This is a genomic window from Streptomyces sp. NPDC003011, assembly GCF_053591515.1.
Map to the genome: position 1 here is coordinate 84,778 of NZ_JBSFTY010000026.1, position 11,276 is coordinate 96,053.

The 11,276-nt window shown below is 70.8% G+C and carries 11 protein-coding genes; 9 read left to right on the forward strand and 2 right to left on the reverse strand.

The genetic code is table 11. The features are described 5' to 3' along the window. Positions 1 to 16 precede the first annotated feature (16 nt). The gene (locus ACWD0J_RS15915; RefSeq protein WP_451496388.1) at positions 17 to 1,078 is read right to left on the reverse strand and encodes an adenosine deaminase; all 1,062 of its coding nucleotides are present in this window, start codon (positions 1,076 to 1,078) and stop codon (positions 17 to 19) included. A gap of 188 nt (positions 1,079 to 1,266) precedes the next feature. Between ACWD0J_RS15915 and ACWD0J_RS15920 the strand changes: the two genes are divergently transcribed. After that, on the forward strand, positions 1,267 to 1,986 hold the full coding sequence (locus tag ACWD0J_RS15920; protein ID WP_451496389.1) for a DUF4190 domain-containing protein: 720 nt from the start codon (positions 1,267 to 1,269) through the stop codon (positions 1,984 to 1,986). Between the two features lie 92 nt (positions 1,987 to 2,078). After that, on the forward strand, positions 2,079 to 2,585 hold the full coding sequence (locus ACWD0J_RS15925) for a DUF4190 domain-containing protein (RefSeq protein WP_451496390.1): 507 nt from the start codon (positions 2,079 to 2,081) through the stop codon (positions 2,583 to 2,585). A gap of 50 nt (positions 2,586 to 2,635) precedes the next feature. Here ACWD0J_RS15925 and ACWD0J_RS15930 read toward each other — a convergent pair whose 3' ends face one another. Beyond that, positions 2,636 to 3,205 (reverse strand): NADAR family protein, encoded by a 570-nt coding sequence (locus ACWD0J_RS15930; RefSeq protein WP_451496391.1) that lies wholly within the window; start codon positions 3,203 to 3,205, stop codon positions 2,636 to 2,638. A 218-nt stretch (positions 3,206 to 3,423) separates the two neighbouring features. Between ACWD0J_RS15930 and ACWD0J_RS15935 the strand changes: the two genes are divergently transcribed. From ACWD0J_RS15935 to ACWD0J_RS15965, 7 genes are all read left to right on the forward strand, one after another. Next, the gene (locus tag ACWD0J_RS15935; protein ID WP_451496392.1) at positions 3,424 to 4,959 is read left to right on the forward strand and encodes a gamma-aminobutyraldehyde dehydrogenase; all 1,536 of its coding nucleotides are present in this window, start codon (positions 3,424 to 3,426) and stop codon (positions 4,957 to 4,959) included. 59 nt (positions 4,960 to 5,018) lie between these two features. Next, complete coding sequence (locus ACWD0J_RS15940) at positions 5,019 to 6,266, forward strand: polyamine ABC transporter substrate-binding protein (protein WP_451496393.1); 1,248 nt, start codon at positions 5,019 to 5,021, stop codon at positions 6,264 to 6,266. Between the two features lie 5 nt (positions 6,267 to 6,271). Further along, positions 6,272 to 7,432 (forward strand): ABC transporter ATP-binding protein, encoded by a 1,161-nt coding sequence (locus tag ACWD0J_RS15945; RefSeq protein WP_451496394.1) that lies wholly within the window; start codon positions 6,272 to 6,274, stop codon positions 7,430 to 7,432. Continuing rightward, a complete protein-coding gene (locus tag ACWD0J_RS15950) occupies positions 7,432 to 8,361 on the forward strand; it encodes an ABC transporter permease (protein ID WP_451496395.1) in 930 nt (309 codons plus the stop codon). Before ACWD0J_RS15945 ends, ACWD0J_RS15950 begins: the two co-directional genes overlap by 1 nt. Next, positions 8,362 to 9,162: an ABC transporter permease gene (locus ACWD0J_RS15955; protein WP_451496396.1), complete on the forward strand. Its 801-nt coding sequence runs from the start codon at positions 8,362 to 8,364 to the stop codon at positions 9,160 to 9,162. A 27-nt stretch (positions 9,163 to 9,189) separates the two neighbouring features. After that, on the forward strand, positions 9,190 to 10,608 hold the full coding sequence (locus ACWD0J_RS15960) for an NAD(P)/FAD-dependent oxidoreductase (RefSeq protein ID WP_451496397.1): 1,419 nt from the start codon (positions 9,190 to 9,192) through the stop codon (positions 10,606 to 10,608). Between the two features lie 127 nt (positions 10,609 to 10,735). Beyond that, positions 10,736 to 11,185, forward strand: coding sequence for a hypothetical protein (locus tag ACWD0J_RS15965; protein ID WP_451496398.1), 450 nt, complete (start codon positions 10,736 to 10,738; stop codon positions 11,183 to 11,185). Positions 11,186 to 11,276: the final 91 nt, after the last annotated feature.

Genomic DNA, 11,276 nt, shown 5'->3' on the forward strand with positions numbered 1-11,276 from the left:
GGACGCCGACGGTCCCTCAGGAGGCGAGCCAGCCAGAGGTGTACGCGTCGATCTCGTCCTTGATCCGGGTCTTGCCGGCCGCGTCGAGGAAGGACGCCTCGACCGCGTTCTTCGCCAGCCCGGCCACACCCCGCTCGTCGAGGTCCAGCAGCCGGGCGGCGACCGCGTACTCGTTGTTGAGGTCGGTGCCGAACATCGGCGGGTCGTCGGAGTTGACGGTGACGAGCACCCCGGCCCGCACGAACTCCTTGATCGGGTGCTCGTCGAGGACCGGGACCGCGCGCGTGGCGATGTTGGAGGTGGGGCACACCTCCAGCGCGATCCGGTGCTCGGCGAGGTGGGCGAGGAGCTTCTCGTCCCGCGCGGAGCTGGTGCCGTGCCCGATGCGCTCCGCCCGCAGGTGGGTGAGCGCGTCCCACACCGTCTCGGGGCCGGTGGTCTCGCCGGCGTGCGGCACCGACCGCAGTCCGGCGGCGATGGCCCGGTCGAAGTACGGCTTGAACTGCGGCCGGGGCACGCCTATCTCGGGCCCGCCGAGCCCGAAGGAGACCAGTCCCTCCGGCCGCACCCGGTCGTCGGTGGCCAGCCGGGTCGTCTCCTCGGCGGCCTCCAGACCGGCCTCGCCGGGGATGTCGAAGCACCAGCGCAGGACGGTCCCGAACTCGGCCTCCGCCGCCTTGCGGGCGTCCTCGATCGCCGCCATGAAGGCGAGTTCGTCGATGCCGCGCCGGACCGAGGAGAACGGGGTGATGGTCAGCTCGGCGTAGCGCACCTGCTGCCGGGCCAGTTCCCGCGCCACCTCGTACGTCAGCAGCCGTACGTCCTCCGGGGTGCGGATCAGGTCGACGACGGACAGGTACACGTCGATGAAGTGGGCGAAGTCCGTGAACGTGAAGTAGTCGGCCAGGGCCTCGGGGTCGGTGGGCACCTTGGAGTCGGGGTGGCGGGCGGCCAGTGCGGAGACGATGCGCGGGGAGGCGGAGCCGACGTGGTGCACGTGCAGTTCGGCCTTGGGCAGCGACGCGATGAAGGCGTGCAGGTCGCGGGGGACACGTGCGTCGACGAGGTGGTCGGTCATGGGGGCTCCCCGGGCATGGCGCCGGGCACCGGGTGGGGTGCGGCGCGGGTGATCGGCTGATCGAGTGCGGTGAACATCGTAGGCGGTGGGCGGGGGGATCCCCGCTGCCGGCTGTGCCGGGACCGGCCTGAGGCGGGCGGGGGCGAGGTCGTAGCATGGCGGCACTGAACGACCGAGGGGGACATGACATGACGGACGCAACGCAGCCGAACGGTGAGGCCGGTGGCGGTCCCGACCCCTGGGCGGCGCCGGGGAGCAAGCCGTCCCTGGACAAGCACCAGGCCCCCGGCACCGGTGAGACCCCCGGCACCGGCCGGCCGTCCGCGTCGCAGCCGCCGTCCGTGCACGACCAGGCCACGGTCACCTCGTTGCCCGCCGACGGGTTCGCCGCCCCCGGCCACGGCTCCCCGGGCTACCCGCCGCCCGGTGCCGCGGCCTTCCCGGGCGCGGACGCTCCCGGCGGCGCACCCGGTGCCGTACCGCCCCCGCCCTTCGCGCCCACCGGCCCGGCGGCCCCCGGCGGATACGGCTACCCGTCCTATCCCCCCGGCTACGGCTGGCCCGGTATGCAGACGCCCCCGCAGAACGGCATGGGTATCGCGGCGATGGTGCTGGGCATCCTGTCCTGCTGCCTGTTCTGCATCTACGGCGTCGTGTCGATCGTGCTCGGCATCCTCGCCGTGATCTTCGGCCTCAAGGGCAAGAAGCGGGCCGAGCGGGGCGAGGCCGACAACCACGGCCAGGCGCAGGCCGGTCTGATCACGGGCATCGTCGGCATCATCCTCGGCGTCGCGGTGATCGTCCTGCTCGCCATCGGGATCACGGCCGCGATCAACTCGGACGACGACTACGACGACCCCTACAACGCCCTGGGGGCCGTGGCGGTGTCGACGGCCGCGTACCGCTGACGTACCGGCCGCGGCCGCCTGCTGGAACGGCACTCCCCGAGGTGACCGGGGCCACTACGATGCCCTGGCAGGCAACGAGGGGAGAGCAGTTCATGTCTGACGCCAATCCCGGATCCGGTGGGTTCGGGCCGCCGCAGCCACCGCCGCAGCCGCCGTCGCAGCCGCCGGCCGGGGGATACGCCTATCCGCAGTCCGCTCCGGGGTACGGCTACCCGAACCCGGGTCCGTCCTATCCGGGGCAGGCTCCGTCCTACCCGGTGGCTCCCGCGGTGGGCGCCTACCCGCAGACGCCCGGTTACGCCGGTTACGCCATGGCGCCACAGCCGAGCAACGGCATGGGCACGACGGGGCTGGTGCTGGGCATCATCGGCGTCGTGTGCAGCCTGACGTTCTTCCTGTGGTTCTTCGGAGTCATCCTCGGGATCCTCGGCATCATCTTCGGCGCGATCGGCCGCGGCAAGGCCAACCGCGGCGAGGCCACCAACAAGGGCGCGGCGACCGCCGGGCTCGTCTGCGGGATCGTCGCCACGGTGATCCTCCCGCTGCTGGGGGTCATCCTGTTCGCGGGCGTGATGGGCGCCTTCGGGGCAGCGTCCTGAAACGCTGAGGCGGGGCCGGCCGAGGGTCCGGCCCGAGGGCCTGCCCCGCCTCACCCGGCCCGCAGCCGCTCCCGCGCCGCCATCAGCGCGAATCCCAGCAGGTTCGGCCCCCGCCACCGCTCGGGATCCTGAGCCGCCTCGTCGTCCGCGGCCAGACCGATGCCCCACACCCGGTCCACGGGGCTCGCCTCCACCAGCACCCGCGTGCCCGTGCCCAGCAGGAACGCGCCCAGTTCGGCGTGCGCGGTGAACTTGTGGACGCTGCCCTCGACCACGATCTGGAACCGCTCGCGCCGCCAGATCTCCTCGTCGAAGCCGCGCACGAGCCGGCCCGCCTTCTTGGCCTCGGCCGGCGACCGGGCCGCCCGTGCGTGCCGCTCCGCCTCCGCGTCGCCGAAGAGCCGCGCCTTGCGCGCCATCATCCAGTGCTCGGCACTCGCGTAGGACACGCCGTCCACCGTGAACGGAGACGGCCACCACTGGCTCAGACAGCTCGCCCCCACCCGGCCGTCCGGGCCGGGCCGGTGGCCCCAGAAGTGCAGATACCTGATGCGCGCCCCCGCCCGGACCTGCCTGACCAGCGCCTCGTGCGAGTCGGTCTTCCCCGTGGTCCCTTCCATGTCCGCGAGTCTGACAGGCACCACCGACAGTCCGTCCCCCTTTTTCGGCGGCCCGCCCGGGGCGCGTGACACCTGGTCGACAGATTCCGTCGCGTAACCAAAAGGAAACAACGGAATCACTTGTTGGACGGCCTTTGCTCTGCCAGGATCGGCAGTCAAATCGAGCTGGAGCTACGCCATCCGCCTCCGGGAGCGGGGCGACGGCGGAGGAGAGCGACATGCACAACCCGGGCACTGCCACCCCCGACCGGTTCGCGCCCCACGAACACCTCGCGGACGGCGCCCAGTTCATCGCGGGCCGTTCGGCCAAGGGCACCTCCGGGCATACGCACGCGGTCGTCGACCCGGCGACCGGCGAGGAGGTGTACACCTACGAACTGGCCAGCGCCGCCGATGTGGACGCGGCCGTGGCCGCCGCCCGCGCGGCCTTCCCGGGCTGGTCCTCGGCCACCCCGGGCGAGCGTTCCGACGCCCTGCACCGCTTCGCCGCCGTGCTCGCCGACCGCGCGGAGCTCTTCGCCCGTGCCGAGTCCCTGCAGTGCGGCAAGCCGCTGAAGCTGACCCGCGAGTTCGACGTCCCGGGCACGATCGACAACACCGCCTTCTTCGCGGGCGCCGCCCGGCACCTGCCGGGGCAGTCGGCCGGCGAGTACTCCGGCGACCACACCTCGTACGTCCGCCGTGAACCCATCGGCGTCGTCGGCTCCATCGCGCCCTGGAACTACCCCCTCCAGATGGCCGCCTGGAAGATCCTCCCGGCGATCGCCGCGGGCAACACCATCGTCCTCAAGCCCGCCGAGCTCACCCCGCTCACCTCGCTGCTCTTCGCCCGGGCGGCCACCGACGCCGGGATCCCGGACGGCGTGATCAACATCGTCACCGGCACCGGCAAGGAGGCCGGGGAGCACCTGGTCGGCCATCCCGACGTGGCCATGACCTCGTTCACCGGTTCCACCGCCGTCGGCAGGCGCGTCGCCGAGATCGCCACCGCCACCGTCAAGCGCCTCCATCTGGAACTCGGCGGCAAGGCACCCTTCCTCGTCTTCGACGACGCCGACCTGGAGGCCGCCGTCCACGGGGCGGTCGCGGGCGCGCTCATCAACACCGGGCAGGACTGCACGGCCGCCACGCGCGCGTACGTGCAGCGGCCCCTCTATGAGGCGTTCGTCGAGCGGACGGCCGCCCTCATGGAGACCGTCCGCCTCGGCGACCCGTTCGCCCCCGGCACCGACCTCGGCCCGCTGATCTCGCACGTCCAGCGCGACCGGGTGGCCGGGTTCGTCGACCGGGCGCGGGCCTACGCGCGCGTGGTGACCGGCGGTGAGGCCCCACAGGGGGACCTCAGGAACGGCGCCTACTATCGCCCCACCCTGGTCGCGGACGCCGCCCAGGACAGCGAGATCGTCCAGTCCGAGATCTTCGGGCCGGTCCTGGTGGTCCTGCCCTTCGACACCGACGACGAGGGGATCCGGCTGGCCAACGACACCCCGTACGGGCTCGCCGCCTCCGCCTGGAGCCGGGACGTCTACCGGGCAGGCCGCGCCACCCGCGAGATCAAGGCGGGCTGCGTGTGGGTCAACGACCACATCCCGATCATCAGCGAGATGCCGCACGGCGGGTACAAGGCGTCCGGCTTCGGCAAGGACATGTCCGCGTACTCGTTCGAGGAGTACACCCAGATCAAGCACGTCATGTTCGACAACACGGCGGTGCCCCGCAAGGACTGGCACCGCACGATCTTCGGGGACCGATAGCCGTATTCGGGCCGCCTGACCCGCGGCCGCTCACACCCTCCCGAAAGGGCACCACGCGCATGGAGCAGTACGAGCCCGACCGCCTGTCCCCGGCCCAGGTGGCCGCCATGCGGCGCAGCTTGCGCAACGGGCGGGCCGCCATGACCCGGCGGTCCCTGTTGCGCGCCTCCGCGGGCGGCGCGCTCGCGGCCGGCGGTCTGGGCGCGCTGAGCGCCTGCGGCATCCCCGCGGCGGGCAAGACGCAGGGCGGCGTCCCGGCGGACGACCACTCGGCGAAGGAGAAGACCGTCAGCTTCTCCAACTGGACCGAGTACATGGACGTGGACGAGAGCGAGAAGCACCACCCCACGCTCGACCAGTTCACGAAGAGGACCGGCGTCAAGGTCAAGTACACCGAGGACATCAACGACAACAACGAGTTCTTCGGCAAGATCAAGCCGCAGCTCGCCGCGGGCCAGGACACCGGCCGCGACCTCATCGTCCTCACCGACTGGCTGGCCGGCCGCCTGATCCGCCTCGGGTGGGTGCAGAAACTCGACCCGGCCAACCTCCCGCACGCCTACGCCAACCTGTCCGCGCAGTTCCGCAGCCCCGACTGGGATCCCGGACGCGCCTACTCCTACGTCTGGCAGGGCATCTCCACCGTCATCGCCTACAACAAGAAGGCGCTCGACGGCGTCGAGGTGAAGTCCGTCTCCGACCTGCTCGACAACCCCAGGCTGAAGGGCCGCGTCGGCTTCCTGTCGGAGATGCGCGACAGCGTCGGCATGACCCTGCTCGACATGGGCAAGGACCCGGCGGACTTCACCGCGGACGACTACGACGCGGCCATCGCCCGCCTCCAGAAGGCCGTCGACAAGGGCCAGATCCGCCGCTTCACCGGCAACGACTACACCTCCGACCTCAGCAGCGGGGACTTCGCGGCCTGCGTCGCCTGGGCCGGTGACGTGGTCCAGCTCAAGGCGGACAGCCCCGACATCGACTTCCTGATCCCGGACAGCGGCTACATGACATCGACCGACAACCTGCTGATCCCCAACAAGGCCCGGCACAAGACCAACGCCGAACGGCTCATCGACTTCTACTACGAGCCGAAACCGGCCGCCGAGCTCGCCGCGTACATCAACTACGTGTGTCCCGTCGACGGTGTGAAGCCCGAGCTGGCGAAGATCGACGCGGACGCGGCGAACAACCCGCTGATCATCCCTGACAAGGCCATGGCCGAGAAGTCCCACGCCTTCCGCTCGCTGAGCTCGAAGGAAGAGACCGAGTTCGAAGAGAAGTTCGCGAAGCTGACGGGGGCGTGATCGCTGTGACGACGACGAACAGGACCGACCACGGCGGCGACGTCCGCCTGACGGGCATCAGCAAGACCTACGGCTCCTTCACCGCCGTGCACCCGCTCGACCTGACCGTCCCCCAGGGCTCCTTCTTCGCCCTGCTGGGCGCCTCCGGCTGTGGCAAGACCACCACCCTGCGCATGATCGCGGGCCTGGAGGAGCCCACGAGCGGCACCGTGCGGCTGGGCGACCAGGACGTGACGGCGCTCCCGCCGTACAAGCGGCCGGTGAACACCGTCTTCCAGTCCTACGCCCTCTTCCCGCACCTCGACATCTTCGAGAACGTCGCCTTCGGCCTGCGCCGGCGCGGCATCAAGAGCGTCAAGAAGCAGGTCGGGGAGATGCTCGACCTCGTCCAGCTCGGCGAGCAGGCCCGCAAGAAGCCGCACCAGCTCTCCGGCGGCCAGCAGCAGCGGGTCGCGGTGGCCCGCGCGCTGATCAACCACCCCAAGGTGCTCCTCCTCGACGAGCCCCTCGGCGCCCTCGACCTCAAGCTGCGCCGCCAGATGCAGCTGGAGCTCAAGCGCATCCAGACCGAGGTCGGCATCACCTTCGTCCACGTCACGCACGACCAGGAGGAGGCCATGACCATGGCCGACACGGTCGCCGTGATGAACGGGGGCCGCGTCGAGCAGCTCGGCTCGCCCGCCGACCTCTACGAGAACCCGCACACCACCTTCGTCGCCAACTTCCTCGGTACGTCGAACCTGATCGAGGCCGAGGTCGACTCCCGCAGCGGCGACGACATCGTGCTGAAGGCCGGCGGCGGCAAGCTGGTCCTGCCCCGGGCGCGATGTTCCGCCCCCACGACGACCGGCGGCAGGGTGCTGGTCGGCGTCCGCCCGGAGAAGATCTCCCTCACCCACGCGGACGCCGCGGGCGAGATCCCCGAGGGCCGCAACCGCATCACCGGCACGATCGCCAGCGGCAGTTTCATCGGCGTCTCCACGCAGTACGTCATCGACAGCGCGGTCTGCCCGGAGTTCGAGGTCTACGTCCAGAACGTCGACCGCGACGCACGGCTGGTGCCCGGCGCCGAGGTGGTCCTGCACTGGAGCCCGGCGCACACCTTCGGCCTGGACGCGGCGCAGGACATCGACGCCGGGGTGGACACCGGGGAAGAGGCGGCCTGATGTCGACCCTCACCGAGGCACCGCCGCCGCTCACGCCCGAGGCGCCCGCTCAGAAGCCCCCGCGCAGGCGTGGCCGCCTCGTCCCGTACTGGCTGCTGCTGCCCGGCATCCTGTGGCTGCTCGTCTTCTTCGCGCTGCCGATGGTCTACCAGGCCTCCACGTCCGTGCAGACGGGCTCCCTGGAGGAGGGCTACAAGGTCACCTGGCACTTCGTGACCTACTGGGACGCGCTGAGCGAGTACTGGCCGCAGTTCCTGCGCTCGGTCTCCTACGCCGCCGCCGCGACGGTGCTGTGCCTGCTCCTCGGCTACCCGCTCGCGTATCTCATCGCCTTCCGCGCGGGCCGCTGGCGGAACCTGATCATGATCCTGGTGATCGCCCCGTTCTTCACCAGCTTCCTGATCCGCACCCTCGCCTGGAAGACCATCCTCGCGGACGGCGGCCCCGTCGTCGGCGCCCTCAACACGCTGCACGTCCTGGACGCGACGAGCTGGCTCGGCTGGACAGCCGGCGACCGTGTCCTGGCCACGCCCCTCGCGGTCGTGTGCGGACTGACGTACAACTTCCTGCCGTTCATGATCCTGCCGCTGTACTCCTCGCTGGAGCGCATCGACGGACGCCTCCACGAGGCGGCGGGCGACCTGTACGCGCGGCCGGCCACGGTCTTCCGCAAGGTCACCTTCCCGCTGTCGATGCCGGGTGTGGTCTCCGGCACGCTGCTGACCTTCATCCCGGCGGCCGGCGACTACGTCAACGCGGACCTGCTCGGCTCGACCGACACCCGCATGGTCGGCAACGTCATCCAGAGCCAGTTCCTGCGCGTCCTCGACTACCCGACGGCCGCGGCGCTCTCCTTCATCCTCATGGCCGCGATCCTCGTGATGGTCACGGTCTACATCCGCAGGTCCGGAACGGAGGATCTGGTCTAAATGGCCTTCGTCACCTGGCTCAAGCGCCATCTCGTCGTCCTCGCGGGACTGTTCACGCTGGGATATCTCCTGCTGCCGAACATCGTCGTCACGGTGTTCTCCTTCAACAGACCGAAGGGGCGCTTCAACTACGAGTGGCAGCAGTTCTCCACGGACGCCTGGAAGGACCCCTGCGGAGTCTCCGGCATGTGCGACTCCCTGTCCCTCAGCCTCCAGATCGCCTTCTGGGCGACCCTCGGCGCGACCGCCCTCGGCACGGCGATCGCCTTCGCGCTGGTCCGCTACCGGTTCCGGGCGCGCGGCGCCGTCAACTCGCTGCTGTTCCTGCCGATGGCGATGCCCGAGGTGGTCATGGCCGCCTCGCTGCTCACCCTGTTCCTCAACATGGGCGCCCAGCTGGGCTTCTGGACGATCCTCATCGCCCACATCATGTTCTGCCTGAGCTTCGTCGTGACGGCGGTGAAGGCGCGCGTGATGTCGATGGACCCGAAGCTGGAACAGGCGGCACAGGATCTGTACGCCGGACCGTTCCAGACGTTCGTCCGGGTCACGCTGCCGATCGCCGCCCCGGGCATCGCGGCCGGCGCGCTGCTCGCCTTCGCGCTCTCCTTCGACGACTTCATCATCACCAATTTCACCGCGGGTTCGACCGTCACCTTCCCCATGTTCGTCTGGGGCTCGGCACAGCGCGGAACACCCGTGCAGATCAACGTCATCGGTACGGCCATGTTCCTGGTCGCCGTCCTGTCCGTCCTGGTCTCGATGGTCATCGGGAACCGCCGCACCAAGCACAAGGCGTAGACGACCACACCGTAGGGAGTTGACATCATGGCCCCGAGCGCCATGAGCCGTTGGACCGAGTCCCTCTCCGACGCCCAGCCGGTCCCGTACTGGCTGGACGACCCCGGCAGGCCCCGCCCGGAGCCCGCGCTCACCGGCTCCGAGACCTGCGACCTGCTGGTCGTCGGCGGCGGCTACAGCGGACTGTGGACCGCGCTCCTCGCCAAGGAGCGCGACCCGCAGCGCGACGTCGTCCTGCTGGAGGGCCGCGAGGCGGGCTGGGCCGCCTCCGGCCGCAACGGCGGCTTCTGCGCCGCCTCCCTCACCCACGGCCTGCCCAACGGCCTCGCCCGCTGGCCCGGCGAGATCCACAGACTCCAGGAGCTGGGCGCCCGCAACCTCGACGAGATCGAGCGGGCGGTCACCCGGTACGGCCTCGACTGCGACTTCGAGCGCACCGGCGAGATCGATGTGGCGACCGAGCCGTACCAGGCGCGGGAACTGCGTGACTGGTACGAGCAGATGCGGCGCGAGGGCCTCGCCGACGGCGTGGACTTCCTGGACGCGGACGCCGTACGGGAGCAGGTGGCCTCCCCGACCTTCCAGGCGGGCCTGTACGACCGCCGGGGCGTGGCCATGCTCAACCCGGCCAAGCTCGTCTGGGGCCTGAAGCGGGCCTGCGTCGCGCTCGGCGTGCGCGTCCACGAGCACACGCCCGCGCTCACCCTGAAGCCGTACGGCGCCGGGATGGCCGTCCGCACGCCGTACGGCCGGGTCCGTGCCCGCCAGGTCGCCCTCGGCACGAACATCTTCCCGAACCTGGTCAGACGCGTCCGGGCGTACACCGTCCCGGTCTACGACTACGCGCTGATGACCGAGCCCCTGACGGCCGACCAGCTGGCATCGATCGGCTGGAAGAACCGCCAGGGCCTCGGGGATTCGGCGAACCAGTTCCACTACTTCCGCCTGTCCGCGGACAACCGGATCCTGTGGGGCGGTTACGACGCGATCTATCCGTACGGCGGCCGGGTGCGCGCCGAGTACGACGACCGCCCGCAGACGTACGCCAAGCTCGCCGGGCACTTCTTCACCTGCTTCCCGCAGCTGGAGGGGGTCCGCTTCACCCACGCGTGGGGCGGCGCGATCGACACCTGCTCCCGCTTCTCGGCGTTCTACGGCACCGCCCACGACGGCAGGGTGGCCTACGCGGCGGGTTACACGGGCCTGGGCGTCGGGGCGACCCGGTTCGGCGCCGACGTGATGCTGGACCTGCTGGCGGGGGAGGCGACGGAGCGCACCTCGCTGGAGATGGTCCGCAAGAAGCCTCTGCCGTTCCCGCCGGAGCCGTTCGCCTGGACGGGCATCGCGCTCACCAAGTGGTCGCTGGCGCGGGCGGACGCGCACGGGGGCCGGCGCAACCTGTGGCTGCGGACGCTGGACCGGCTCGGGCTGGGCTTCGACAGCTGACGCTCCTGTGCCGCGCTGTGGCCCGGTTCACTCCAACGGGGTGCCGGAACCCGCGTAATGCCTGCCCGGGACCTCCCTCTCTCCCATGACGTGACGCGCGTCCACGACAGAACAGGGAGGTCCCCTCATGGCTGGGGCGAAGACGGCGGTGGAGTGGCTCGCATCCGTCGCACCCGACCCCGAGGCCTGCCGCTGGGAATGGGAGCGCAGCCCCCTCGGGGTGGCGCTCCTGCCCGCGGGCAGGGCCTGGGACGTACTGATCCTGCCGGGCGGACTCGGCTATCGCACCCTCGACGTCCTCACCCGCATCCTCGGCCGGCCGGGCCCCGTGCTCGTCGACTTCGGCGACGCCCGGATGGGCTTCCTCGTCCCGCCGGGCACCGCGGCCCGCTGGATCGGCACCGGCATCCGCACGGCGGGCGCCGGCACCTGGATCGTCGTGCCCTACCCGGGCCGTACCACCGGAGGCGTCCGCTGGCTGGTCCCCCCGGACGGTTCCGGCACCCTCACCGACCCGGCCCTGCTGGAACTGGCCATGCACGAGGCGGCGGCGGGCCTGGCGACGGAGGAGGACTAGGGCGCGTATCGAGTCGTGATCAATTTGCGTGATGCGCCTTCGCGGCGCGGTCCGTTCCGATAGACCGTCTTGCGTGACACGAGTGCAACTG

Coding starts and splice junctions, on each gene's coding strand:
- ACWD0J_RS15920 (WP_451496389.1), top strand. CDS start 1,267: ATGACGGACGCAACGCAGCCGAACGGTGAGGCCGGTGGCGGTCCCGAC.
- ACWD0J_RS15965 (WP_451496398.1), top strand. CDS start 10,736: ATGGCTGGGGCGAAGACGGCGGTGGAGTGGCTCGCATCCGTCGCACCC.
- ACWD0J_RS15915 (WP_451496388.1), bottom strand. CDS start 1,078: ATGACCGACCACCTCGTCGACGCACGTGTCCCCCGCGACCTGCACGCC.
- ACWD0J_RS15955 (WP_451496396.1), top strand. CDS start 8,362: ATGGCCTTCGTCACCTGGCTCAAGCGCCATCTCGTCGTCCTCGCGGGA.
- ACWD0J_RS15950 (WP_451496395.1), top strand. CDS start 7,432: ATGTCGACCCTCACCGAGGCACCGCCGCCGCTCACGCCCGAGGCGCCC.
- ACWD0J_RS15960 (WP_451496397.1), top strand. CDS start 9,190: ATGGCCCCGAGCGCCATGAGCCGTTGGACCGAGTCCCTCTCCGACGCC.
- ACWD0J_RS15930 (WP_451496391.1), bottom strand. CDS start 3,205: ATGGAAGGGACCACGGGGAAGACCGACTCGCACGAGGCGCTGGTCAGG.
- ACWD0J_RS15925 (WP_451496390.1), top strand. CDS start 2,079: ATGTCTGACGCCAATCCCGGATCCGGTGGGTTCGGGCCGCCGCAGCCA.
- ACWD0J_RS15940 (WP_451496393.1), top strand. CDS start 5,019: ATGGAGCAGTACGAGCCCGACCGCCTGTCCCCGGCCCAGGTGGCCGCC.
- ACWD0J_RS15935 (WP_451496392.1), top strand. CDS start 3,424: ATGCACAACCCGGGCACTGCCACCCCCGACCGGTTCGCGCCCCACGAA.